A 26,366-nucleotide genomic window follows, 5' to 3' on the forward strand; every position below is an offset into this window, starting at 1 on the left:
TGGGGACGAGCGTAAAAAATAGGTCTTGTAGACCTATTTAGCGAAGTAGCCAGCTGGCGCGTTGGAATTAGGATTAAAAAAGTTTCTTGTGAACTATTGGCATTCGACGCCGTGAAAACTAGTCATCCGTATCTTCGTCGGGGTCGGTTTAATTTTCTTTACAATGAGAATATTGAAAATCTCCTCCCAAAAAAATACCTTCCTCACGGTATGGAATCGTTTTGATATTAGCAGTTTCTTGTAACTGTCTAATATTCAAACAACACAACGATGAACACTCAATACAAAAATCATGAATAACTACTACTACGGAATATCGATATACAGCATTCAAGAATTTATTTTTGAAACCAACAAGCTTAGAGAAATCGTAGGCGCAAGCGAAATCGTAGAAACGGTGTGCAAAACACAATTTCAACAGCATTTCAAAGCCTATCTTACAGATGCTGTTATTCTCTTACAAGCAGCAGGAAATGTGCGTTGTATCTTCTCAATAACAGATAATGACCTTCCTGAATTCAAAGAATGCTATGCGAAGTTTACAAAAAAACTCACGCTTGCATATCCTGAACTCAAATTCTGTCAAGCCATACATAGTTTACCAACTAAAGAAATTACACAAAAAGAAGTAACTGCTCTAAACGCAACGATTGTTTCCAAAAAACAACAGCCTTTTTTTTATAATCGATTGGCATTCATGGGCGTGAAACGAAATCAACGCACAGGAAAAATTCAATCTAACACTAATACCCATTATGACTTAGCCACAACTGAGAAGGATAGCTATAAAGATGGAAAGCTATTGCTGAAAAAGTTGGAAGATCTCCAAGTTGATTTTCCCAAAGAGCTTGACGACATTGCTTCCGAGCAAAGTTACATGGCACTAATTCACATAGATGCGAACGGACTTGGAAACATTGTCAATGCAATGCTAAAAGAAAACAATGGAAGTTCAGTACTGAAATCATTTTCATTGGCATTAGAAGCGGCAACGATCAATGCTCTAAAAACTGCGATCAAAGAAACATTTCCGATCGAAACCGCCGCAACTGCGGAGAATAAAAGTATTCCATTTCGTCCTGTGATTATTGGCGGCGATGACATTACCATCATCATCAAAGCAGAGAAAGCGTTAAAATTTACAGAAGTATATCTAACGACTTTTGAAGCGGAAACTGAAAAAATAAAGCAGCTCAAAGATATCGGCTTAACGGCTTGTGCAGGCATTGCATTTACCAAACAAAAGTTTCCATTGCATTACACGGCAGATTTGGTAGAAAACTTATGCAAATCGGCGAAAGAAGGAAGTAATCGAAAATACAGTGCTATTCGGATGCACAGAGTTCGAAATACCTATGCACGCGATTATGATCGTATCATAGAAACAGAACTTTCTTTAAACGGAGAATCAGCATTTTACAATGAAAAACCGTTTTCAATTGAAGAACTCATTCAATTCCAAAAAGATGTAGCGGAAACAAAAGCGGACAAGTTTCCACGCGCTGATGTTGAAAACTATCTATCACAACGAATCAATGGAAATCCACAAGCAGCATTCATGAAAAGGCGAATGCTCGCCAAACTTCCCAAATCAGAATCAGCATTCATAAAAAATATGGAGAACGAACCGCTTGATTTACCTTATTTATATGCATTGACGAACCTTCAAAAATTTATAGACTCATGAGAACACTCGCATACAACATCACGTTTCATTCGTATTGGCTTCATCAAGATAAAGAAGGACAAAGTATTGGTGTGAACAACAGTCCGATAGAAGAAAGTGGATTGCCCATATTTGGAGGAACAGCAGTGAAAGGACTTTTTAGAGAACAATTGGAAATATTACATAGCTGTAATGCACTTACAACATCATATCAAATCTGGAATCGATTATTTGGTAGTGAAACCAAGGAAGGAAAGATAAAATTCAATACGGCAAGATTCAATGGAGCAATTCCAAAGGAACATCAATACTTGCTATATCATACCATCACCAATACTGCGATTGAAGAAGAAACGAAACAAGCAAAGCAGCGTTCATTGCGAACTTCCAAAGTAGTTATTCCAATGGAATTACAAGGAACGATAACCATTGATACACTTCCCGAAGCAACTACGAAAGAAGACTTAGAACAAGATCTAATAATGATGGCAGGATTGATAAAAGAAGTAGGGAAAGATCGATACAAAGGATTGGGAAGTTGTGTAATTAAAATAAAAGCAGACAAATGAAACAATACATCGTAACTATAACAGCAAAAGAACCTTTAGTACTAAGAACGCAATCTGGTTCAGAAACGCGCTCGGATGTAGTGGACTATATTTCTGGTGCTAAACTATTGGGATTATTAGCCAAAGAATGCTACAAAGACTTAAAAGCAGATGATCAAGATACCTTATATCAATTATTTCATTCAGGAAATGTCCGTTACGGAAATGCCTATCCTGTAAATGAAAACACACTTGGAATGCCTGTTCCTTTTTCACTATACAAAGAAAAAAATGATACCGAAAAAGCCAAACTCACTTTTTCTCCTGTAACACATAAAAAGAAACAACAAAAAGCTGGATACATCACTATTTCAGATGGTAACGTATCACTTTTTACGCTTCCAATGGGCGAACGATTGAAATCGGCTAGAGATCCAGATTTGGAAAAAAGAAGATCAAAAGATGAAAGCATGTATCTCTATAGTTACCTAGAAAGAGGAATTGTATTCCAAAGTACCATTACAGTAAATGAACCGACTGGTTCTATAAGAGAAGCGATTCTAAAATTACAAGGACAACACTATATCGGAACTTCCAAAGGAGAATTTGGACGGATAGAAATTAAAATTTCAGAGCCAACTGTAAACCCGATCCTAGTTTTAGAAAAAAATTTCCAATTAAAAGTATATGCCGTAAGCGATTTGATATTCTTAAATGAAGTTGGTAACTACACAACTAAGCTTACAGCCAAAATGTTTGGAATTGAAAATGCGCAATTGGATGTAAAAGCTTCACACATACGATTCAAACAATTTAACACTTACAATTCCAAAAGAAGAACGCCCGATGCAGATCGTTTGGCAGTTGCCAAAGGAAGTATTCTTGTCTTTAAAAGTAGTAATGAAGGTCAAGAAATAGAAATGACGGCGCATACCATAAAAGATGGAGTAGGCGTACACAAAACGGAAGGTTTTGGACAGATATTAGTAAATCCTTCATTTCTTAACTCTGAAACGATCGTTGAAAGCGATTATAAAGTTGTCGATCTAAGTTCAACGGTTGTTACTGAATTTGGAAAATTGCTAGCCAAAAAACACGAGAACGTTGTAAAAGATCATGATACGTATGACGAAACGCTGGATTTTATCAATAAGCATAAAACAGTATTCAAAAACACTTCACAAAGTCAATGGGGAACGATTCGACATTACATCTTACAAGCCATTGCTTCAGAAACACCAAAAGCAACATTGAAAGCGTTGTTAGACTCAAAATCAACAACAGGATACTTACGACAGAAAGCCAATGCCAATTGGAATGTAAAACAAGTAGCGCTAATTGAAGAACTTCTTGAACAAGAAAATTGTATGGAACTCTTACTAAAAATAACTGTTGAACTTCCTAAAACCTTACAAACATGATCAAATACGTAGCACATATTACCCTCGAATTGCAAAGTCCGCTCTGTATTGCGAGTGGTTTGGAAAGCAGTTACAGCGATACACAAGTACGCAGAGATTTTAATAATTTACCTGTTATTCCAGGAACTTCTTTAAAAGGATTGATCAAATCGTTGGCTTCCAAAGAAGCTAAAGAATATTTAGGAAAAGATGCTGATAACGGAAATCTGGGTTCTTCCTTAGTTGTAAGTGATGCACTTTTGGTAAATAGTCAAGGAAAGATACATACGCAGATAGACAATTCGGTTTTTGAAGATCATCTATTAAAACAATATCAAATACTTCCGAATAGAGAACATGTTCGCATCAATCATTTGGGAGTTGCAGTAGATAAAGGAAAGTTTACCAATGCGATTGTACATTCAGGAAGTCGTTTTCAATTGCAACTAAAGTTAGAAGCTTCAAAAGCAATTGATACGGTTTGGGAAGAAATGCTAAACCTATTGTATACGGCTGATTTCTTAATAGGAAGTCAGGTCACCAACGGATTAGGTCGCGTGAAACCCATAACAGTCATGCAGCATAAATTTAATTTAAAGCAACCAGAAGATTTAAAAGCTTTCATTGAGTTGACACCTTATGCGGCTATTCATGGAAAAGAATTTATTCCGACAGCAACAAAAACTGCTTTTACACTACATGAAGAATTTATGTTTACCACGGATGCCATTCACACTGGCGCAGGTTATGGTGATGATGAGGTAAATATGGCGAATGTGATCGAAAAAGCAATCCTTTGGAAAAGCAATCATGAAGGTGTCAAAGTGGAAGATCAGTATATAATTCCTGGTGCATCCATAAAAGGAGTCTTACGACATCGAACCTTCTATTATTTATGTCCTGCGTATAATTGGGCTACTGAATCAGCTAGTTTAAGTGATTATGCAAAACAGCAAACAATCGCACAAGCACAATTAGAAACCTTATTTGGAAGTGCTTCTGAAAACGAAGATGGACATATTGGAAGTGTAATCATAGAAGATGTGTGCATTCCGGAAACGGCTATTGCCGAAACGATCTTTCAACATAATAGTATAGATCGCTTTACAGGCGGAACACTCGATAAAATGCTCTTTTCTGAAAAAGTATATGCCATCAACGAACTTGTCTGTCTAAAAATTTGGCTGCATCCAAAAGAAAACATCGCACCAGAAACCTTGGAAGCATTCAAGAAAGCCATTGCAGATTTAAAATACGGTCAATTGGCATTAGGCGGAAACACCACAAACGGAAACGGATTTTTAAAAGTAACAGCACATGGAAACTAATAGTACACAACAGATAACAACAGAAGAATTATGGGACTTGCTTGATGATACTGAATTGTCTTGGAGCGGTTACCTATGGCAAGACGATCAAAGTGCGCCTTTTATTTTCAATAAAAAAGCAGTTGTTTTTAGAGAATATTTTACCACAAACATTCCATTTATTATAGAAGGTTTATTGGTAAATACTGAAGAAACGATCAGTCTGACCATCAAACATATTGACGGAATCTATTATTGTTACAAAAGTGAAAACTTCAATGCATTGGAAGCCACAGAAACAGTTCCTGCGGTCAAAGCATTAGAAGGTAAAGAAGGAAAAGGAATTAAAACGCTTCACTTCGTTCCAGTATTTAAGCAGGTAGCAGATACATGCTCGCCTGATTTTTCAGAATATGTATATAGTCATCAAATCTTTAAAGGAATCAACTCATGAGCATCGTAACATCATCCTATAACTTTGTACCATTAAACGAAAACGTATGTTTTCCCGAATGGGCAGACGCCGTAAGTCAAGACGTTCCTTTACAAGGAGCAGTATCTGGAGTCATTGAACTAAACATCACGGCAAAAACACCAATTTTTGTCAGAGGTGAATGTACAGCTACACAAGAAAGCGGACATCAAGAATTTAGCTTTATGCGACACAACAATCGCTATTGCATTCCTGGAAGCAGTATCAAAGGAACAATTGCCAATGTGTTGGAAATACTATCATTTGGAAAGCTTCAAAAAGTAAACGATCATCGGTTTAGTCAGCGTGATTGGGAAAATAGTGGAATCTATGATAAGCAAAGTTTTGCTAGAGAAAATAAAGGTGGTTGGTTGTATTATGATGAAGATGAAGATGATAAATGTTATAAAATTGACTACAGTACAAATAGTATTGGGCGTATTGAGCATAAGGTAATTGATACACACTTTAAGACAAAGTTTCAAGAGATTTTCGGAGAAGAATTTGATCCAAGTGTTACTGGAGAAAATAAATCTGCGCTGAAAAAGTATAAACTTTTACATGATAAAAAGCTTAAACTAGAGAATGCTTTTGTGAAAATTCCAAAAAGAGAAAGATTTGAACAACAAAAATATAAGATTCATCCAAATGAAAAAGATGCGCAATCTGGAACACTTGTATTTTCAGGACAACCTGCAAAACGTGAATATAAAGATGGAGAATGGCAAGGTAAAAACAAAGAATTTATCTTTTGGGAACCGGATGCAATTGGTGTAAAGGTAGATGATCGTTTGATAGAAGACTTTCTGTTTGCCTATTACGATCACGATCCGAAACAAATGACGACCGATTGGAAACATTGGCGAGAAGTTTTAGCAAATGGAGGACGAGTTCCCATATTTCTTCAGTTAGATGACAATAACAATATAATGCATTTCGGATTGTCCATGTTGTATAAATTGCCTTATAGAAACAGAATAAAAGACTTAATTCCAAAAGGACATTTACTAGAAGGGAATGATTTTGTAGAAACACTATTTGGTTATTCAATAGACAAAGAAAGTAACAAAGGAAGAGTCAGTTTCAAACATGCTTTTGCAGTTGAAAATGCACAAGAATTGACCCCAAAAACATTGGTTTTGGGTGGTCCGAAAGCGAGTTTCTATCCTTTCTATCTTAAACAAAAATTTCAACATTCGAAAACCACTCAAATTAACGGAACGTATCAAACATACGACAATGGTGCAACGTTGGCTGGACGAAAACGCTATCCGATTAAACATGTTGGAGATGAAGAAACAATTAAAACAGCATTCTCAACCACATTTACACCATTAAAAGCAGGAACTGTATTTACGACCGAAATCGTATATCATAATTTATTGCCTGTAGAATTAGGCGCATTAGTGTGTGCGCTCACTTTTAACGAAGTTGAAGCATGTCATCACGGGATTGGAATGGCAAAACCCTACGGATATGGCGCAGTCGCAGTCGCTCTTGAAATGGACGAAAACGTACGTCGAAATTCCATCCTTGCATTCAGAGCGTATATGGAATCGTGGTGGATACACAATACACTTTCGGGCACTTGGTCTAAAAGTGAGCAATTAAAAGAATTGATTGCCATGGCACGATTCTCAAAGCATAGAAAAAAGCTTGCCTATTTGGAATTAGAAGAATTTCCTAAAGTTAAAAAAGCCAAAGAAGCATTGCCACGATTCACACACTTTTTAGGAACGGAACCGTTGGTATATCCGACTGCATATATGGAAAACATCAATCAATTTGTGGAATCCGAAAAAAAGCGTTTGGCAAAAGCGAAAAGAATTGTCGATGAAAATAATGCCACTATAGAAGCAAAAAAGAAACAAGATGAAATAGATGGTATTCTAGCAAAAGGATTAACCAGCTGGATTTCAGAAGTTACTAGTTATGGAGTGTTGAAAGAAAAAATGAACGCTTGGTTGGCAATGCGAAATGATCAAATTATTACTGACGAAACAGCATTGGAAAGCTTGAAAAGTATCATCATTCAAATACGAAATAAAAAAGCACCAAGACATCGCAAGACTTTCTTTAATGAAAACAAAAGAAATGATCTCATCAAATGGATCGGAAGTGAAGCAGCCGAAAAATTAATAGCATACTTTAACCAATAAACGCAAATTATGTCACCACAAGTCATTACACAAATTACATTCTATGATCGTCCCATTCCCATCACGGAACATTCCGCGTATTCCTTAGGAACAGGAAAGTGGCAAGGCGACGTATTGGATGCGGTAAAACAAACCGATCATCCCGAATTATATCATTTATTTCATAATAAAGATTCGGAATATCCTGTCATACAATTTAGAAACGATGGCGGTTATGCGGCATTAGCGGGCATTGGAAAAGAAGCTTCGTGGGCAGTGGCGTATTTTGCAGAAGCTTACGCTAAAAAGTATCCTGAAAGCACAAATAACACCTTTCAGCAAACCGCGTATTACACGCCTATGCTATTAAAAACGCCGAAAACCTATCACATAGAACGCTACTTATTTCCGCATAGCAAACGGAAAACCTATCAAAACATACACGATTTGTGGAAAGACATTGACGACATTACAACGCGTTTAAAAAATAATATCTATGAATTGGTACACAAGCAACTAGGTTTTTCGCTGCCAGACTTTGCCTTGGAAATACAAAACATAAGCGCACCGACCAACTTTCGCACCTACAAACCACACGGTACTTTCTTTGAGCGCGGCGTACAACTCACATTCGCTATAAATATGTTATTACCACCACTAACGGCTATTGCTACCAGTAAAAGCAAAGGCTACGGCTGTTTAATAACCGCATAAAACCTAAAATAAAACGTTCTTTGACATCCTAGTTCCCGCGAAGGCGGGAATCTTTTTAAATCAAAGCTAAAATTGAAATCGAATCTGAAAGCTGTTTTTGGCATTTAACGTTGGGGACGAGCGTTAAAAAAAGGTATGGTATACCTTTTTAGCGAAGTAGCCAGCTGGCGCGTTGGAGTTTAAAGTAGAAAAGTTTCTTTGTAGTATTGGCATTTGACGCCGTGAAAACTTTACCGTATCTTCTAGTCTTTGCTTTGAAGAAAGTTTAGAGAGTACTTGGCATTTAACGCCGTGAAAACGCTTGAATAACTTCTTCTTGTTCTTTAGCTTCTTGTTTATGAAGTACTTGGCATTTGACGCCGTTGAAAACTTATAAAGGGAACCTTGCCAAAGATGTATGTAGTGTTTATAAAGTACTTGGCATTTAACGTTGGGGGCGAGCGTAAAGAATAGGTCTTGTAGACCTATTTAGCTAAGTAGCCAGCTGGCGCGTGGGGTTTTTAAATTGAAGTTGAAACTGAACTCGAAATTGAAAAATTATAGAGAAAATATGAAGTATAATTATACTCAAAATGTACTTTTAAAAAACTATGGAAATTTAACCCTTTGCATAATATGGGCAAAATGGAAATGTTAAAACGTTTGGGAAGTATTGTTATTGCTGAGATTGAAAATTTACGGGTTTTGAAAGTACTTGGCACTTGACGCCGTGAAAACTAACCATTGTCTCCAGGTGCAATTTCTTTCCAAGTGTTTGGAAAGTACTTGGCATTTTACGTTGGGGACGAGCGTAAAAAATAGGTCTTGTAGACCTATTTAGTGAAGTAGCCAGCTGGCGCGCTGGAGTTTGGAAGAAGAAGTTTCTTTGAGATTATTGGCATTTAACGCCGTGAAAACAAGTAGGATGAGTCATAACGTATTGTTGCTTCGAGTTTATAAAGTACTTGGCATTTAACGTTGGGGGCGAGCGTAAAGAATAGGTCTTGCAGACCTATTTAGCGAAGTAGCCAGCTGGCGCGCTGGAGTTTGGAGTAGTAAAGTTTCTTGTAAACTATTGGCATTTAACGCCGTGAAAACATTTGAGTCTCTAACAAAAATCTTCATTTTTGCTGTTTATGAAGTACTTGGCACTTAACGTTGGGGACGAGCGTAAAGAATAGGTCTTGTAGACCTATTTAGCGAAGTAGCCAGTTGGCGCGTGGGCATTTTAAGCTGAAATTGAAATTGAAGTTGAAACTGAAAGTACTTGGCATTTAACGCCGTGAAAACACTAGTAACATCAGCACTAAGAAGATGATTATGTGGTTTATGAAGTACTTGGCATTTAACGCCGTGAAAACTATCGTTTTGTCAGTAAAGCATCTTCACCCTTAAGTTTATAAAGTACTTGGCATTTAACGCCGTGAAAACATTACTGCTGTGCTCAGATCAAAGTGGTCTAAGCGTTTATAAAGTACTTGGCATTTAACGCCGTGAAAACCTTGTTCCCGCGCAGGCGGGAATCTTTAGAAATCGAAGCTGAAAATGAAATTGAAAATACTTGGCATTTAACGTTGGGGACGAGCGTAAAAAAAGGTATGGTATACCTTGTTTAGCGAAGTAGCCAGCTGGCGCGTGGGCATTTTGAAATTGAAATTGAAGCTGAAAGTGAACTTGAAATAAAAAACGTTCTATGATAATTTGAACCTTTGCATAATATGGGCAAAATGGAAATATTAAAACACTTGGGAAGCACTGTTATTGTTGAGATTAAGAAAAGTACGGGTTTATAAAGCACTTGGCATTTAACGCCGTGAAAACATGAGTTCGTAATCCGTTTGAATCAGCTTAGGCGTGTTTATAAAGTACTTGGCATTCAACGCCGTGAAAACTTCCATTCTCCATTAGATAATCTGAATTCCCCCACGTTTAGAAAGTACTTGGCATTTAACGCCGTGAAAACAGTGAAGAATATTTGTTTCTTTTCGTATTTATTCAGTTTAGAAAGTACTTGGCATTTAACGCCGTGAAAACTCTTTTTGACGCGTTTTTCTGTGTATTTAACTTTCTGTTTAGAAAGTACTTGGCATTTGACGCCGTGAAAACCAATTAACATGTTTTTGTGGTTATAAATCATTGTTTAGAAAGTACTTGGCATTTAACGTTGGGTACGAGCGTAAAGAAAAGGTCTTGTAGACCTTTTTAGCGAAGTAGCCAGCCGGTGCGCTGGAGTTTGGAGGAGAGAAGTTTCTTTGAAAATATTGGCATTTAACGCCGTGAAAACAAATTCCAAGTAAATATAAAATTGCTCCTAAATAAGTTTTAGAAGTACTTGGCATTTGACGCCGTGAAAACAATAAATTTCTTAACTTAAAGATCTTGTTTATCAGTTTTAAAAGTACTTGGCATTTAACGTTGGGGACGAGCGTTAAAAATAGGTCTTGTAGACCTATTTAGCGAAGTAGCCAGCTGGCGCGCTGGAGTTTGGAGTACAAAAGTTTCTTTTATACTATTGGCATTTAACGCCGTTAAAACCTATCCACTATTTGGAGTATTGCGTTTATTTTAAGGTTTATAAAGTACTTGGCATTTAACGCCGTTAAAACATTTGCACTGGATCATCTGATAGTTCTTGAGGTATTGTTTTGAAAGTACTAGGCATTTGACGCCGTGAAAACACCTCGCGAATGACCAATAGTATTTGTTTTGTTTATGAAGTACTTGAAATTTAATGCAGTGAAAACCTCTGGTGCGTTATTCCCTGATTTTCATGACATGTTTTGAAAGTACTTGGCACATCACGCCGTTGAAACAATATATTACAGATATAAAACAATATTTTGAGATGTTTTAAAAGTACTTGGCATTTAACGCCGTGAAAACCGTACTTCATATTCAGATTTACCTACTATTGTCGTTTTGAAAGTACTAGGCACATGACGCCGTGAAAACCAAGGCACGGCAATTGTACTTTCTTTTGTAGAAGGTTTTGAAAGTACTAGGCACATGACGCCGTTAAAACTTGTATGTGCTTTCATTGGTTATTCCTTTTAAAAGTTTAGAAAGTACTTGGCATTTAACGTTGGGAACGAGCGTAAAAAATAGGTCTTGTAGACCTATTTAGCGAAGTAGCCAGCTGGCGCGCTGGAGTTTGGAGTAAAGAAGTTTCTTGTGAACTATTGGCATTTAACGCCGTGAAAACCCATTACATGATTCCGTATAGGCTGGACCAGTTTGTTTATGAAGTACTTGGCATTCGATGCCGTGAAAACTTTCTAAAGACTAGATTATGCCATTGTGTATAGTAAGTTTATAAAGTACTTGGCATTTAATGTTGGGGACGAGCGTAAAGAAAAGGTCTGGTAGACCTATTTAGTGAAGTAGCCAGCTGGCGTATTGGAATTTGGAATACAAAAGTTTCTTGTGAACTATTGGCATTTAACGCCGTGAAAACATAATGCCACCTTGAACATAATTTTCCAATCCTGTTTGTAAAGTACTTGGCATTTAACGCCGTGAAAACTTTTGAACAAACCCATCTAATGACGTTATTTTGTTGTTTTAGAAGTACTTGGCATTTAACGCCGTGAAAACTTTCAAAGCATAAACCTAGATATTTCTTTCTATTAGTTTATAAAGTACTTGGCATTTAACGTTGGGGACGAGCGTTAAAAATAGGTCTAGTAGACCTATTTAGCGAAGTAGCCAGCTGGTGCGTGGGCATTTTAAGCTGAAAGTGAAATTGAAATAAAAAGAAAAAACGATCTTTGAAATTTGAACCTTTGCATAATATGGGCAAAATGGAAATATTAAAACACTTGGGAAGCACTGTTATTGTTGAGATTAAGAAAAATACGGGTTTATAAAGTACTTGGCATTTAACGCCGTGAAAACGAATGACCTTTGTTGATTAAAATAGATTTTTGGTTTATAAAGTACTTGGCATTTAACGCCGTGAAAACTTTCTAGAGCATTTTGGTTTAAATTTCCTGTTGAGTTTATGAAGTACTTGGCATTTAACGCCGTGAAAACATTTAAGCTTTTTAGCGCATCAAGATCATAATCATGTTTATAAAGTACTTGGCATTTAACGCCGTGAAAACTTTTTTGTAAATACAGTTTTTGGCGCTGCAGAAATGTTTATGAAGTACTTGGCATTTAACGCCGTGAAAACAAAAAGATTAAAGAGTACCTAGGATTCTCGTCATCGTTTATGAAGTACTTGGCATTTAACGCCGTGAAAACCTTTTATCAGAGCTTTTTGGATCATGCTGATCTGTTTATAAAGTACTTGGCATTTAACGCCGTGAAAACAATCAGTTGGTAGGTGTACCTTTATGGTATCAGTTTATGAAGTACTTGGCATTTAACGCCGTTGAAACACACATCTGACTTCCCAATCAATGCACGTTTGAGATTTTATCTTGAAGCTACTTTTGGCATTCAACGCTGTAAAAACTAATAATCGTAACGATAAAGTCCTTGTTCTTGTATTAGAAAGTACTTGGCATTTAACGCCGTGAAAACTACAGGAGTCACTTGAAAACCTTGTGCTTGTACGGTTTAGAAAATACTTGGCATTTGACGCCGTGAAAACTAGAAATTCTACACAAAATATTAGATACGTTTTGTTTTGGAAGTACTTGGCATTTAACGCCGTGAAAACAAAAACAAACCTGCTATCAATATAAATACGTTAAGTGTTTATAAAGTACTTGGCATTTAACGTTGGGGACGAGCGTAAAGAATAGGTCTTGTAGACCTATTTAGCGAAGTAGCCAGCTGGCGCGCGGGAGTTTGAAACAAGAAAGTTCATTGAAAACTATTGGCATTTAACGTCGTGAAAACAATTTACTCGCAAGCTTTGCTCGCATTTTGGTTGATTTTAGAAGTACTTGGTATTTTACACCGTGAAAACTCTAATATAAAAAAGTAGTGTTTGTTACCTACATTGGTTACGAAGCACTTGGCATTTAACGCCGTGAAAACCCAAATGCTGCAATCATTTCTTCTTGAGCTGTTTGTTTATAAAGTACTTGGCATTTAACGCCGTGAAAACCCAGGAGATCCAACGTTTCCTTTGTTGGTTGCTATTTAATAAAAGAGAGATAATTTAACGCCGTGAAAACAATAAGCTATTCTTAGTCGTCATGGTTTCATGTTCTGAAGATACTTGGCATTTAACGTTGGGGACGAGCGTAAAAAATAGGTCTTGTAGACCTATTTAGCGAAGTAGCCAGCTGGCGCGTGGGCATTTTGAAATTGAAATTGAAGCTGAAAGTGAAGTTGAAATAAAAAGAAAAAACGTTCTATGATAATTTGAACCTTTGCATAATATGGGCAAAATGGAAATGTTAAAACGCTTGGGAAGTACTGTTATTGTTGAGATTAAGAAAAGTACGGGGTTTATGAAGTACTTGGCATTTAACGCCGTGAAAACTTTTGTATCAAATCTTTTTAAGAGAGAATCAACTGTTTATGAAGTACTTGGCATTTAACGTTGGGAACGAGCGTAAAAAATAGGTCTTGTAGACCTATTTAGCGAAGTAGCCAGCTGGCGCATTGGAGTTTGGAATACAAAAGTTTCTTGTGAACTATTGGCATTTAACGCCGTGAAAACCTTGTTCCCGCGCAGGCGGGAATCTTTAGAAATCGAAGCTGAAAATGAAATTGAAAGTACTTGGCATTTAACGTTGGGGACGAGCGTAAAAAATAGGTCTAGTAGACCTATTTAGTGAAGTAGCCAGCTGGCGCGTTGGAATTTGTAGTAAAGAAGTTTCTTGTGAATTATTGGCATTTAACGCCGTGAAAACTTGTTTTGTTTTTCAATTTCCATTATGACTTCTATAGTTTATGAAGTACTTGGCATTTAACGCCGTGAAAACAAAACACTACCTGTTATTCTTTTGTTAACAACATGTTTATGAAGTACTTGGCATTTAACGCCGTGAAAACAAAAAAGTTAATTGAAATAATTGCTACTATTTGTTTATGAAGTACTTGGCATTTAACGCCGTGAAAACACTAATAAAGCACTATACATGTGACTTGAACCTATGTTTATGAAGTACTTGGCATTTAACGCCGTGAAAACTTTTTATGCATCTCATTCTTGTAATGTGCAATGTGTTTATGAAGTACTTGGCATTTAACGCCGTGAAAACAAAATAAGCAAGGTTTTACAGTGAGCCCGATAGGTTTATGAAGTACTTGGCATTTAACGTTGGGGACGAGCGTTAAAAAAAGGTATAGTATACCTTTTTAGCGAAGTAGCCAGCTGGCGCGCTGGGATTTGGAGCAAGAAAGTTTTTTGAGAACTTTTGGCATTTAACGCCGTGAAAACAATGTGTTTAGGTGTTTTTGTAGTTCCTAATTCTGTTTATGAAGTACTTGGCATTTAACGCCGTGAAAACAATTAAAGCTATATTCTGGATCCATAGATTTTCAAGTTTAGAAAGTACTTGGCATTTAACGTTGGGGACGAGCGTTCAGAGATTGTCTGATAAGTTTTAGAAACGTCTTTGCGAAGAATTTTTAATTCTGAATCAATCTGTAAATCAATAGCTTAAATTTCACAGATTGCTTCATTTCATTCGCAATGACGACTTTTTAGCCAACCTCTAGCCAGTTAGCTAGCTGGCGCGTGGGCATTTAAATTGAAGCTGAAATTAGTTTAGAAAGTACTTGGCATTTAACGCCGTGAAAACAAATTGCTGTTAGAAGTTCCTCCTTTTTACCTTTTGTTGCAGTTACATGACTCTTTGTTGCTACTCATATAAATCAAATTCTTTATTGGTTAATAGGTTTAGCAGTCTAGGCACTTCAGCAATGAAGTAATTTGGAATGCCTTTATTAGTTTCTATATAGTCATACACTTGTGGTAGTGCAATTTTACCTTTTACAAATAGTTTTATTTGATCTCTTACTTTTTCTTCGTTGGTTTTCTGTCTGCGTCTTGCACCAGCTTTTGTTGCAGCTTGTTGCTTCCTTGTTGCACGTAAATCTTGATACTTCTGGTATTGTTTGAGCCATTCTACTGTATATGCAAAACCACCTTCGCTTGGTTGTTTGCGTGTTGCATCAAAATAAATACACGGAAAATGGATGCGATAGTCTTTTTTACTATTGAAAAAGCGTTTAGCACGACCTATTCGATACACTAAAAAGCCAAACATATACAACAATGTTTCTTTTCTTGGAATACTTCCATTCGGATTTCGCAAATACTCATCATCGATTTGAATGTAGGCTTTGTGCCAACTTCCGTAATACACATTCTTACCTTTCCAAATAGGCGCGGCTATTTTTATGAATTGTTGCAACAAAAGTTCACGAAATTCTTCTTTAGATAGCACACCACGAATGGACTCTGTGTCCAAACGCCTGGTCATATTCGCCGTGGAAAAGCTGTATGTATCGTAATGATGCTCTGTTAATGCATTTAGAAAAACGGTTTTGTACAACATTTGACCTCGTAAATACTCCGACAACTCATTTTTCGGAAAATTTTCGCCGCCGCCAAGTTTACCTGCGTATTGATTGGAAATTTTTTGAGGGTTATCGCTTTTGGTGTTCTTGTAAATGTTCTTGTTTTTGCTACTATTTTCAGTAGCAAAAGAAGCTACTTCCATATCTTGGGAATGGTTATCAACATTCCCTACTTTCTTTATTATTTCTTTAGTAAATGTTCTTGTATCTTCACTTTTATGCTGAACTTTTTGCGGTAAGAAATTGCTAACTAATTGATTTTCATTACTCATTATTAATTTTTCACGCATGCAAAAAATAGCTTTATTGATAAAGAAGTTAACAGGCTTTTTAGTACCATGAAAACAATATTTTGTGAGAACTCCTGCATCACGTAATCGGTAGATATGATTCTGAACGGTTCTGGAAGAATATAAAATTCTTGGTTGTCCATCGTTAGTTAAATGCGCAATTCCAGTAGAAGTAATTTTTACTTTTGGAAAGCTAACGCCAAGCTTTGTGTCAAGTGTCTTTAAATGACTTCTAAGGTCGCTCAATTGATTTCCATATTGCCATAAAATCACTTCAAAAGTCCGTTCGTGCATTGCTTTAATTTTGTGATGTGTTTTTTTAGAAAGTAATAAGAGCGTATCATTTTGAGTAGCAACCAGTGAATTATATTCTTCAATAGCTAACCATTTTATTTTTACTCCTTGATGTCTTTTATTTTCAAAATTTGAAACAGCAACAACGGCTTGTTGCTTTAATTTATGCGTAGCAACAAACTTTGCAACACGCTCATTATATGTTAGAATGGCTTCATTTTGTTTATTTACAGCATCGTTATAAGCATTTACATAAATCCTGTAGCGTTGTAACATCAGTAAACGATCTTCACTTAAAATATAAGGGCGTAAAGTTTTTTCGGGGATTTGGTCTTTAATAATGTGCATATTACTATCCTTTACATTTGTTGCGTTTTGTTGCATCTTGTTGCGTCTTGTTGAGTTTTATTTTATGATATAGTTTTAGTACTTGTATCTAAAAAAGGAGTTTTACATGTGAAAGAAGGGAAGCAAGCGTCGTTACTTCCCGAAATTCACTTAAATAAGATGGATTATGCCATCGCTTCATGGTTCTTTTATGTTGTTGCGATCTGTTGCGTTTTGTTGCATCTTGTTGCTAATCGTTGATATTATAAATTAAAGTGTTCTACGAACATTAAAATATCGAACCAGTATTTTATCCATAGCTTCAGATACTTTCACCTTTTTCGTTTTACTGCTTAACTTTTCTTTTTTAGAAACTTCTACACCTAATAACTCGTATAGCCGAGGTAATTCATCCTCAGATAATGCTTGTATTACGGTATATATAGTTTCAGCTTTCAATTAATTAAACGTAGGGTTTCACTTATTTTTCGATTTCTAATTCTATTTAAAAACCTATATTTGTATTGAAATAACGACTAAAAGTAGAATTAATTATTCAAATATAGAATAATTTAGAATTAAATAGAATATTTATTCTTAATTTAACATTTTCCCTTATGATTGAATTTAAAGAAGCATTGGAGTATTTAAAAAAGCGTGAAGTAACTGCAAATGAACTCGCTAATTATTCAGAACTGAGTGCAGGTTCGCTTTTTTTGGTCTTAAACGGCACAACAAAAAATCCTAGAAGGAATACAAAAGATGCTGTCATTGCGTATGCTAGGGTTTTAATGGAAAAGAATAAAGAAGGTTTTGATGGTAATACTGTATTTAGTAAAGACGAGAATTTACTTGATAAAAATGATAAAAACTACATTAAAAAGTTAGCCTTAGAAATTCGCGCCAACAAAGAACAATTGTTGCTAGAACAATCTTTTAAAGACATGATTTACATTGAAGCCTTAAAAATGGCATTACTTGCCAAAGAAGGGGAGAGTATAAGCATGGAAAAATTGATAGCATTGAATAATTAATACTTTTGTCAGTTTAAAACTCAATCGAATATTTATCTGAATAGTCTTTTGGAAGTGTTGCACCAATTTCACGCAAGTAATTTTTCAATCCAGCTTTTGATCTATGTCGAGTAATAGACATTAAGTGCATCAAAGCACCTTCTTCGCTTTTTCCTTCTGCTAATAACGAATTATAGATGTTTGTTGCTGCCGTATGTCTAACAGAATACAATGAATAATCATTTGAATATCCTAGAACTTGTTTTACAAGTTTAAACTTTTTAGAAAAATAATTGGTCTTATTATTTTCGTCAATATCCCAATTAGCAGGTTTTTCAAAACGCGTAACAACAAAATCATCAGGCGCATAATTTTCAAGCTTCATATTTCTTAAAACCGTTTCTAATTCGCCAATAATAGGAACTATGGCAAGTGGAGCAGTTTTTGAGCGAACGTACAAACGTTTAGACGCTAAATCAATATCTTTTACTTGCAAACGACAAACTTCTACGTTTCTCAAAAATGCATACGACATAAATTGAATGAAAGTTCGCAAATACGGATCATTTTTGTCCAAATATTCTCGAATATCAATAATTTGTTCTTTTGAAAAAGGTTTATTTTTCTTTGGCGTACTCTTATTTATCTTTATTTGCGCAATAAAATTACGTTCTATAATTTCATCTTCTTCTAATTGAGCAAATAGGGTAGAGAGTGTTGCTCTAAAATTATTTCTAGTTTTTGGACTTACAGGAACAAGTTCTTCTCCTAATTCCTTTTCTTTTTTAGTTTGAAGCTTGGTTAAAGAGTTTAAAAATGTGGAAACATCACGCTTTTTTAGTTCCGAAATATTCTTATGGAGTAATTTATGAGTGCCTAACCATTCAACAAATCTATTGAAATGCCCCACCATTGTACCCGCAGTTTTCTTTTTCCAATGTGGTTTTCGTTGCGTTAGTGCAAAGAATAAGGCTTCTTTTATGGTATAATTTTTCCGTTGACTCTCAAAAACGGTGTCTTCTGCTGGTTTTTTCTGCTGTTCAATACGTTTTTCGGTTTCCTTGAAGGTTTCATAAGGATTATAGCCTTGTTTTAGCAATTCATGAAGTGCTATTTTATTAATAGTGAGCATTTCCATTCGTTCCTTTTTAGTCTTTAACCTATTGACTCCCATATATAAAGGTGGTTGTAAGACTAATTTACCTGTTATGGGATTCCGATAATAGAAGTACACATACCAGCGTTTGGAAAGATCACCATTCGCATCGTAAATTTTTGGTTCTGTGTATAAATTCTTACTCAAAGTATATGCGTTTGTATATGCGTTTGTTAAAAGAGTGTGTAATTTAGACATAAAAAAAAGGTTTTCCAAATGATGGAAAACCTTTTAAACATTGACAAAACATGCATTTTTGTCTTTGTAGCGAGAGCGGGGCACGATCCCGCGACCTCCGGGTTATGAATATGTAAGCGAAAATTAATTGTAATTGATTTTCAGTAACTTACATTTTTTAAACCACTATTATTTTGATAAAATATACTCGTTTGTATACTCGTTTTAAAAACCACTTTTGTGTTATAATTATTCAAATATAGCAAAAAAATGTTAACATTAATATTTTCAAAAAGGCAACAACACTTCCAATTCTCGATTCAAATAAAAAATGTCTTCATTGGGCACATCATACTGTACCATAATCATTTTAAAAGCTTCATCTAGCGTTTCAGCTACGATAGCTAAATAACTATCTTCTTTTTGTGGTTTTCTATACTTAAACCAATATGCGTTCTTAGAAGTCATAAAAAGGGGTTTTATGACACAAAAAAACACTCAAACTAATTATATCACAATTAATTTGAGTGTTTTTTACTGCAAAGACGGGAAGTGTCTCAAATTTGTACCGTAATTCGCAGTATTTTATTGATGTAAAATATTTTGTCAAAAAAGGAGTTACAATTAAAAAAGAATCATCTTAATAATATTTATATTTGATTTTTTTAAATGAAATGCAACGAGCATACGTAACTTTATGAAATTAAGCGATTTAAACTTAAATATATATAACTTATTAATTTTTGCAGGTATAATACAGGGATTTATTTTTGGAATTATAGTCTTATCAAGCAAAAAATATAATAATAGAGCTAGTTTTTGCCTAGCATTTGTAATGCTCTTGATGTCATTGAGCAATTTACAATATTGGTTGATTGATACCAAAACAGCAGAAAAATATAGTTTTATAAAATTTACATACATCCCTTGGCACTGGCTAATAATGCCGTTCTTCTATATTTTTGTATATCTCTATATCCAACGAAAAGAAAAATTAAGTAAAAAAATTAAGCTTTATCTTTTTGTTCCTTTTTTCGTTGTTCTTTCAATCGTCTTTATTCAACTTATATATAAATTCCTAATTGATCCAAACTATGAATTACCATCACATTTTAGTAGAGGTATTTTTATTTATTTAGATATTTTATCTATACTTTTTATCATAAGTATCATATATATGATTTTTAAAATGTTGAGAAAATATGAACTTGATAATAAAAAATACGATCCGTTGCAAGTAATTTCTGAAACAAAATGGTTAAAACGACTTATAACAATTGGTGTTATTACATGTATTTTTTGGATAATAGCTATGGGGATTACAGTGTACTCGAATAAAGAGAACCTTTCCTTGTTCTATTCTCTTTGGCTTGGGATGTCTATAATAATTTATTATTTAGGATATGTAGGGATTAATAAACTACAATTGATAAAAGAAAGGAAGAATATAAGAATTACTCAAACAGTAAAAAAAGAAAAGAAAGAGAGAAAAGCAACAAATAAGATTGATGAGTTCTTTAGTAATTTTGTTTCAATTGTCAACCAACAGTATAATAATCCAAATTTAACTCTCGAACTAATAAGTAAAGAATTAAGTATAAGTACAAGTTCTCTATCTCAAAAAATAAAAGCAAGTAGTGGCGAAAATTTTTCTACATATATAAATACTTTAAGAATAAAAAAAGCAAAAAAAATGCTCATCAATGATGAGTATAAAAACTATACAACAACTGCAATAGGGTTAGAGGCAGGCTTTAATTCTAAGTCAAGTTTTTATAGAGCCTTCAAGAAAATAGAGGGTTGCACACCTCAAGAGTTTATAAATTCTCAAAAATAAGTGTCATTTTCTTTAAAATTGTAGATTTTGACACTGTATAACTCTTTGGATGAAATATCATTGCAGCGTATTAACTTATAAAACTGATTTAGGAACGTATAATTTCTAGTCATATTTAATAATTAAAGAATTTATGAAAACAAAAATGAAAAACTATTTGAAATTCACATTAGTGTTTGGAATTTCTTTTTTACTGTTTAACTGTCAAAGTGATACTAACCTTGATGAAATTATCACATCTGAAACTGGAAATAATATTGCTTTTAAAAGTGGAAGATTGCAAAATTTAGAGAAACTGACTTCTTATGTTGAAGAATTAAAGCGTAACCTTAAAGGAACTTCTATAAACAAAGAATCTTCACTTGAAGACACTTATAATTTTGTTATTATTGAAGATCAAGATATTTTGATTTACGAAGAACAAACGAAAACTACTTATACGATACCAATTTTGAAGTTTCAACAAGAAGTCGGCACTTTTAGTAATTTAGTAGTGAAATTCAGTGATACTAACCAAACTGAGGCATTTATCATAAATTATGAACCAAACGATGGGTTTTTAGAAGCTGCTGAAAATTATGATCAAACACCTTTTTCTGGAAGCATCACAAAAGAATCACTTCAATATGATGGAAGCTTAGATAATTTAAGTGAAAATGCAAATCCAAACTGTACAACCATTACCATAAAATATTGTAATTGGTCAGAAGGGAACTTAGAAGGAACACCACATCTTGCAGGTGCAAATTGTACAACGAGATTCATGTTTGATGTTAGTTATGAAGTATGTAGTGATTTTCCTGAATTAGTTGATCCACCATCATCATCTACGAGTGATTCACCTGACAGTGCTACAACAAGTACATCATCTGGTACTAGTAATAACAGTAACAATAACCCAGTGACGATTCCGACAGTACCCATAGTCGAAGATACTTTGGATATTGATGGAATTTCTTTTGATATGAACAATTGGTTGAACCAAAATTTAGCTGTAAAACTCGAATTAATCTCTATTCTTGCAGAAAACCCTGAAGCAGAAGACTCTATTTTAGAAGCTATTAATGCATTGATGGCTGACGATCAATTAACTTTAAGGCAATATCGATATTCACAAGGTGAATTTGAAGCCCCAGATGTTCCTATCCTAGATATCAGAGATTACTTAAATTGCTTTGATCTTTCGCAAAGTGCCGAGATTACAGTTTATGTAGATCAGCCAGAACCAAACACTGATAATCCATGGGTGTTAGGTGGAGAAATTAAAGCTGGACATTCATTTATAGGAATTACGCAAGGAAACGTAACTAGAGCTATTGGATTATATCCTGCGGGTAGCGCAGACCCATTAGCACCTAATGATCCTCATCAGTTCGGAAATGATGAAAGTAATGAATTTCATGTCAGTATTACATTCTCAATAAGTGGAGCTGCTCTAACACAAGTAGTGAACAATGCGAATAATTATGATCAAAATTATGATTTGAACACAAATAATTGTACTGATTATGTTATACAGACAGTTCAACTAATGGGAATAACACTACCCGATCCGCAAAGATCATGGACTGGTGGGGGCGGTAGTAATCCTGGGGCTTTTGGACAAGCTTTGAGAAATATGGCACTTTCTCCTGGAATGACTAGAAATACTAATAATGGAGGTGCTGATAGTGAAAATGCAAATGCTAATAGTGGCGATTGTAATTAAAAATAAAAATCAATGAAAAATTTACATTACATAAAAATTATACTTTTTACTTTTTTGTTTATTGGATGTGGAAAACAGAAAACAGAAAAAATAAAAGCTGACCTAGCTTTTAGATCTGTTACATTTTCAAGTTTTTATGGAGCAACAGATGAAAGGTATGAAAGTTTGGTTCATGAAGTTGATAGTACATTACAAAATTCCAGTGAGGAAAATGAAAATTTGAAGCTATGTCGTTATTTTAAAAAACTGCAAAAACTTTCTCTTTTGAGATCACCATATATATTTTTGAATATCGAAAAAGATTCTGTTATTACTGTATACTTAAGCGAAAATGAATACAAGAAAGTCAAAGAAATTAGACATGTCGACCTTTTTAAAGAAGGGAAAAAAGTAGTATTAGAATTGGAATTAATAGAAAAGGCTAAAGGTATTTATTATACTGAAAATATACTAGAAGTTAAAAAAATTGATGGAAAATCAAGATCTAATATTTCCAATTAAATAGAATAAATTTAAAAAGAGCTTCCATAATATAAGTAGAAGCTCTTAAAGTAAACAAATAAACATTTGCCTACGATCTGCAAATCAAAGATAAGTATTTTTTTAATACATGTCGCGGTAAATGTTTAGATGAAAGGATAGCTTTCCTTTTATAGAAGTGAGGTTTTAGTATTGAGATTGAAAAATAATTCAATACTAATAACTCATTTCTATTAACAAAAGTCGTGGAAACCGAAAAACGTATGAGTAGGTGTATTAAAATAATTACAATAATGAAAAGAGTAAGAAATTTAATTCGAGTTTTATGTATCTTAACGCTAGCATTGACGCTGACCAATTGTCAAAATGATACAGTAACCGAAATTCAAGAAGAAGCAACGGTCCAAAAAGAGTTTCCTTTTAAATCCAGTGTATTGTCTAAACAAGATGTGGAAGTCAATACAAAACTAAGTAATCAAATGAGAAGTTTAGCAACTTTACAATCGAGTAGTATTGCAGAAAGTGTATACAACGAAACGTATAACTTTACGGTGCATACCGATGTTGCCAACTTTGTGGAAAGTACGGAGAATAATTCGCATTCATACACCTTTCCTATTGAACGCGATAATAATACCGGAAGTACGTTAGAAAATTTAGTATTCTCATACAATGCAAGTATTGATGATTACACAGCTAGTTTAGTGACGTATCATTTTACGGCTTCTCAAAAGCAAGAGTTTGTATTAACGAAACATGTAGCTACATCTCATGAAATAACCTCTGAGCCTATTACAGTGAATTTGTCAGATATGTTAGCTGAAAATACTTTGCCATTGCCCTGTACTACCAGCTATTCAGTATATCATATCACACCAGGTCCAAATTCAGGAACGTTCTTATATTCAACAAATGGATATGAGCAAAACTCGTGTGAGCATGAAAATGATGATGATCCATGTCAAACCTTCACGTTAATAGATATTTATTGCCCAGATGGAGGAAGTGGATCGGGAAGCGGTACTGATGATAACACGAGTACAGATCCTTATGGAAGCCCAAATAATACACCAAGTGGTGGTGGAAATGACTCAGGTAGCGACACTACTACACCACCAAGTACGGATGATGATCCCTACAATGATATTGTGACTTCGCCAATAACTAAAGAGGAATACTTAGAAATTAGTAGTGAACTTAATGATGTTTTGGGAGAAGGAAATTGGGAATTTGATGATAATGTTCCTGATGATGCACCTAATTTTGAATCTCCTGAAGAATTAGAAACATTTTTAGCGAGTTTAGTTGAAGGTAATTTTACGCTTGAATCTTCACAGATGGAACCAGGAAACAATTCTACTAGACGTGATGTACACAAAATGCAAGTTAGTTCATTTCCAGAGTCATCTATTCGTTGTGAAATGAGAGTGAAATTGCCAACTATTGATAATGGTTTACCAGAAATGAGAGTGCTGAGTATGAATACTGCTTTAGAGGGAAGTACAACATTAATGGATTGGACACAAACAAATACATCAGAAACAAGTGATGAAGCTAATGGACCAACCGTTGAAAATTACATATCAGGAAGTGTTAACAAACAAAGAATTATTGTCACTGGAAAACTAGAATTTGGAATTAAGTACAGAGGACGTTTATTAGGGTCAAGAAAATTTTTGGAAATCACTATAAGTTACTTTACGGACAATAGTACGATCGATCCAATTTGGAGTTATTGGGATTACCTTTAAATTAAAAAATGACAAAATGAAAATCAGTTATATTTTATTATTTCTATTTATTATCACGAGTTGTAAATCGTATGAACCTTTTGTTAGTCGAAAGGCAAAAAAAGAAAACATTAAACACCTGAAGAAAACTCTTGATTTATCAAAAAAACAATTTCTTCAATTAGCTAATAATGATTCAATCTTATATTCAATATCTAAATCATTAAAAAATAAAAAAGTAGCTAAAAGGAAAGTCGAAAAACGACTAGATTCTTTTTTTTATGGCAAGTATGATATAGATGAATTGTCTATTATGTTGGAACTTGATCGTAATTTTCCAGAAATGGAATTTAACTTTGAGAAGGATAACAGTAGAAAACGATTAGAATTTAAAAATTTAAGCGAGTTGAAAAAGTTTATGAAAAAAATAGATTCTTCATTTAAAAAAGAAATAATAATTGTAACTGACTCCACCAAGAAAAAGAAGCAAAAGCAATGATCTTTTTCTCCACTAAAAAGCAACACTAAACAATTCACTTTTTTTCATGATTACCCTTAAAAAGCCATGCTTTCCATAGCATAGCCTGCTATACGCATGGCTTTTTTTAAATCTATTTTATTACTGTTAATAGCCGTTGACATTAATAAAAATATGTAATGGATAGTAACATAAAGTTTTTAATAGGAATCATTATTGTAGAAATAATAGTCATTGTAATCATAGCAATTCTATACTTACCTAAAAGGTCAAATAAAAACACTACAACATCAAAAAAACGAAACGAAGTAGATGATGAAATTGAAAATGAATTAAGAAAGAATACGTAATAGATCCCTGCCTTCGCAGGAATAAAAACAAATAGATATTACCATGAAAATTATATACAACATCGTTCTAATAGTATCTGTATTTGCTTCAAGTTTACTCCAAGTACATGCTGGCGAACAGCATACTGAAAAGACACTTCAGGTAGCATTAGTAAAGACAGCTAATCAAACTACGGATAGTACTCAAGTAGTAGAAATGCACGAAAAGCTAGTAACAGCATTGTACAAAAAGCAACAAGCATTTGAAATGCGAGTGTATGTATTGGTAGGCATTGCGTTGTTGTTGGTTTTTATTTTTGGTGTACTGTGTTTTTTGAATAAACGAGGTGATAAACGACTTGAAAAGATTATAACATTGTTAGAAAAAAGGAAACTTCCAACTGATGAAAAAACAAACACGGAGCATTTTCAACTCGATATTGACGAAACTATTATTGACGCAATTTTAGAAAACTTGCAAGCATTTGAGAACGAACGAGGGTTTTTGGTTTCAAAAATTACACTGCATTCCTTTGCCAAGCAACTGCAAACCAATACGAAGTATTTATCAAAAGTGATTAATGCGCATAAATTAAAATCTTTTCGGAATTATATCAACGACTTGCGTGTACAGTACAGCATTCAGAAGTTAGAAAATAATGGTAGTTACCGAAAGTACACGCTAAAAGCAATGGCAAAAGAAGCTGGTTTTGCAACCGCAGAATCATTTACAAAAGCATTTCAGAAGAAAACAGGCAAAACCGTTTCAAGTTTTTTAATGCATAAGAATCAAATCCTAAGCGAATAAAATAGGTATGATCATGACAAACACCAT

At 34.4% G+C, this 26,366-nt stretch carries 18 protein-coding genes; 15 read left to right on the top strand and 3 right to left on the bottom strand.

Annotated features, from left to right (window positions below; all coding sequences use genetic code 11):
- The first annotated feature begins 292 nt into the window (after positions 1–292).
- From H2O64_RS04585 to H2O64_RS04615, 7 genes are read left to right on the top strand one after another with little or no spacing between them, the layout of a single operon-like run.
- Positions 293–1,687 carry a Cas10/Cmr2 second palm domain-containing protein gene (locus tag H2O64_RS04585; protein WP_187560969.1) on the top strand — a complete coding sequence of 465 codons (1,395 nt, stop codon included), beginning with the start codon at positions 293–295 and terminating at the stop codon, positions 1,685–1,687.
- Positions 1,684–2,235, top strand: a complete 552-nt coding sequence (locus H2O64_RS04590) for an RAMP superfamily CRISPR-associated protein (protein WP_187560970.1) — start codon at positions 1,684–1,686, stop codon at positions 2,233–2,235. Before H2O64_RS04585 ends, H2O64_RS04590 begins: the two co-directional genes overlap by 4 nt.
- The gene (locus tag H2O64_RS04595) at positions 2,232–3,635 is read left to right on the top strand and encodes a hypothetical protein (protein WP_187560971.1); all 1,404 of its coding nucleotides are present in this window, start codon (positions 2,232–2,234) and stop codon (positions 3,633–3,635) included. The genes H2O64_RS04590 and H2O64_RS04595 overlap by 4 nt, the downstream gene beginning before the upstream one ends.
- Positions 3,632–4,942: an RAMP superfamily CRISPR-associated protein gene (locus H2O64_RS04600; protein ID WP_187560972.1), complete on the top strand. Its 1,311-nt coding sequence runs from the start codon at positions 3,632–3,634 to the stop codon at positions 4,940–4,942. The genes H2O64_RS04595 and H2O64_RS04600 overlap by 4 nt, the downstream gene beginning before the upstream one ends.
- Positions 4,932–5,375 carry a TIGR04423 family type III CRISPR-associated protein gene (locus H2O64_RS04605; protein ID WP_187560973.1) on the top strand — a complete coding sequence of 148 codons (444 nt, stop codon included), beginning with the start codon at positions 4,932–4,934 and terminating at the stop codon, positions 5,373–5,375. Before H2O64_RS04600 ends, H2O64_RS04605 begins: the two co-directional genes overlap by 11 nt.
- Positions 5,372–7,552 carry a TIGR03986 family type III CRISPR-associated RAMP protein gene (locus tag H2O64_RS04610; protein WP_187560974.1) on the top strand — a complete coding sequence of 727 codons (2,181 nt, stop codon included), beginning with the start codon at positions 5,372–5,374 and terminating at the stop codon, positions 7,550–7,552. The genes H2O64_RS04605 and H2O64_RS04610 overlap by 4 nt, the downstream gene beginning before the upstream one ends.
- A 9-nt stretch (positions 7,553–7,561) precedes the next feature.
- Positions 7,562–8,245: a hypothetical protein gene (locus H2O64_RS04615; RefSeq protein ID WP_187560975.1), complete on the top strand. Its 684-nt coding sequence runs from the start codon at positions 7,562–7,564 to the stop codon at positions 8,243–8,245.
- A gap of 6,746 nt (positions 8,246–14,991) precedes the next feature.
- On the opposite strand, the gene H2O64_RS04620 is transcribed toward H2O64_RS04615, so the two are convergent.
- Positions 14,992–16,680 carry a hypothetical protein gene (locus H2O64_RS04620; RefSeq protein WP_187560976.1) on the bottom strand — a complete coding sequence of 563 codons (1,689 nt, stop codon included), beginning with the start codon at positions 16,678–16,680 and terminating at the stop codon, positions 14,992–14,994.
- Positions 16,681–17,240: 560 nt separating this feature from the next.
- On the opposite strand from H2O64_RS04620, the gene H2O64_RS04625 reads away from it, so the two are divergent.
- On the top strand, positions 17,241–17,657 hold the full coding sequence (locus H2O64_RS04625; protein ID WP_187560977.1) for a hypothetical protein: 417 nt from the start codon (positions 17,241–17,243) through the stop codon (positions 17,655–17,657).
- Between the two features lie 13 nt (positions 17,658–17,670).
- Here the strand turns inward: H2O64_RS04625 and H2O64_RS04630 are convergent, their stop codons facing one another.
- A complete protein-coding gene (locus tag H2O64_RS04630) occupies positions 17,671–18,990 on the bottom strand; it encodes a tyrosine-type recombinase/integrase (protein WP_187560978.1) in 1,320 nt (439 codons plus the stop codon).
- A 267-nt stretch (positions 18,991–19,257) separates the two neighbouring features.
- Entirely contained in the window at positions 19,258–19,437 is a 180-nt protein-coding gene (locus tag H2O64_RS04635) for a hypothetical protein (RefSeq protein WP_187560979.1), read from the bottom strand.
- Between the two features lie 229 nt (positions 19,438–19,666).
- On the opposite strand from H2O64_RS04635, the gene H2O64_RS04640 reads away from it, so the two are divergent.
- From H2O64_RS04640 to H2O64_RS04670, 7 genes are all read left to right on the top strand, one after another.
- Positions 19,667–20,806 (top strand): helix-turn-helix domain-containing protein, encoded by a 1,140-nt coding sequence (locus H2O64_RS04640; RefSeq protein WP_187560980.1) that lies wholly within the window; start codon positions 19,667–19,669, stop codon positions 20,804–20,806.
- 133 nt (positions 20,807–20,939) lie between these two features.
- Positions 20,940–22,514, top strand: a complete 1,575-nt coding sequence (locus H2O64_RS04645) for a hypothetical protein (RefSeq protein WP_187560981.1) — start codon at positions 20,940–20,942, stop codon at positions 22,512–22,514.
- Positions 22,515–22,526: 12 nt separating this feature from the next.
- Entirely contained in the window at positions 22,527–23,015 is a 489-nt protein-coding gene (locus tag H2O64_RS04650; protein WP_187560982.1) for a hypothetical protein, read from the top strand.
- A gap of 272 nt (positions 23,016–23,287) precedes the next feature.
- Positions 23,288–24,745, top strand: coding sequence for a hypothetical protein (locus tag H2O64_RS04655; RefSeq protein ID WP_187560983.1), 1,458 nt, complete (start codon positions 23,288–23,290; stop codon positions 24,743–24,745).
- 16 nt (positions 24,746–24,761) lie between these two features.
- Complete coding sequence (locus tag H2O64_RS04660) at positions 24,762–25,223, top strand: hypothetical protein (RefSeq protein ID WP_187560984.1); 462 nt, start codon at positions 24,762–24,764, stop codon at positions 25,221–25,223.
- Positions 25,224–25,381: 158 nt separating this feature from the next.
- Positions 25,382–25,552, top strand: a complete 171-nt coding sequence (locus H2O64_RS04665; RefSeq protein ID WP_187560985.1) for a hypothetical protein — start codon at positions 25,382–25,384, stop codon at positions 25,550–25,552.
- Positions 25,553–25,595: 43 nt separating this feature from the next.
- Positions 25,596–26,339 (top strand): helix-turn-helix domain-containing protein, encoded by a 744-nt coding sequence (locus tag H2O64_RS04670; protein ID WP_187560986.1) that lies wholly within the window; start codon positions 25,596–25,598, stop codon positions 26,337–26,339.
- Positions 26,340–26,366 lie beyond the last annotated feature (27 nt).

This window comes from Kordia aestuariivivens (genome assembly GCF_014397005.1).
In the GTDB taxonomy this organism is placed as follows: domain Bacteria; phylum Bacteroidota; class Bacteroidia; order Flavobacteriales; family Flavobacteriaceae; genus Kordia; species Kordia aestuariivivens.

Bases quoted from the DNA above. Each gene is read 5' to 3' on its own strand.
- H2O64_RS04585 (WP_187560969.1), top strand. From the start codon at position 293: ATGAATAACTACTACTACGGAATATCGATATACAGCATTCAAGAATTT.
- H2O64_RS04590 (WP_187560970.1), top strand. From the start codon at position 1,684: ATGAGAACACTCGCATACAACATCACGTTTCATTCGTATTGGCTTCAT.
- H2O64_RS04595 (WP_187560971.1), top strand. From the start codon at position 2,232: ATGAAACAATACATCGTAACTATAACAGCAAAAGAACCTTTAGTACTA.
- H2O64_RS04600 (WP_187560972.1), top strand. From the start codon at position 3,632: ATGATCAAATACGTAGCACATATTACCCTCGAATTGCAAAGTCCGCTC.
- H2O64_RS04605 (WP_187560973.1), top strand. From the start codon at position 4,932: ATGGAAACTAATAGTACACAACAGATAACAACAGAAGAATTATGGGAC.
- H2O64_RS04610 (WP_187560974.1), top strand. From the start codon at position 5,372: ATGAGCATCGTAACATCATCCTATAACTTTGTACCATTAAACGAAAAC.
- H2O64_RS04615 (WP_187560975.1), top strand. From the start codon at position 7,562: ATGTCACCACAAGTCATTACACAAATTACATTCTATGATCGTCCCATT.
- H2O64_RS04620 (WP_187560976.1), bottom strand. From the start codon at position 16,680: ATGCAACAAAACGCAACAAATGTAAAGGATAGTAATATGCACATTATT.
- H2O64_RS04625 (WP_187560977.1), top strand. From the start codon at position 17,241: ATGATTGAATTTAAAGAAGCATTGGAGTATTTAAAAAAGCGTGAAGTA.
- H2O64_RS04630 (WP_187560978.1), bottom strand. From the start codon at position 18,990: ATGTCTAAATTACACACTCTTTTAACAAACGCATATACAAACGCATAT.
- H2O64_RS04635 (WP_187560979.1), bottom strand. From the start codon at position 19,437: ATGACTTCTAAGAACGCATATTGGTTTAAGTATAGAAAACCACAAAAA.
- H2O64_RS04640 (WP_187560980.1), top strand. From the start codon at position 19,667: ATGAAATTAAGCGATTTAAACTTAAATATATATAACTTATTAATTTTT.
- H2O64_RS04645 (WP_187560981.1), top strand. From the start codon at position 20,940: ATGAAAACAAAAATGAAAAACTATTTGAAATTCACATTAGTGTTTGGA.
- H2O64_RS04650 (WP_187560982.1), top strand. From the start codon at position 22,527: ATGAAAAATTTACATTACATAAAAATTATACTTTTTACTTTTTTGTTT.
- H2O64_RS04655 (WP_187560983.1), top strand. From the start codon at position 23,288: ATGAAAAGAGTAAGAAATTTAATTCGAGTTTTATGTATCTTAACGCTA.
- H2O64_RS04660 (WP_187560984.1), top strand. From the start codon at position 24,762: ATGAAAATCAGTTATATTTTATTATTTCTATTTATTATCACGAGTTGT.
- H2O64_RS04665 (WP_187560985.1), top strand. From the start codon at position 25,382: ATGGATAGTAACATAAAGTTTTTAATAGGAATCATTATTGTAGAAATA.
- H2O64_RS04670 (WP_187560986.1), top strand. From the start codon at position 25,596: ATGAAAATTATATACAACATCGTTCTAATAGTATCTGTATTTGCTTCA.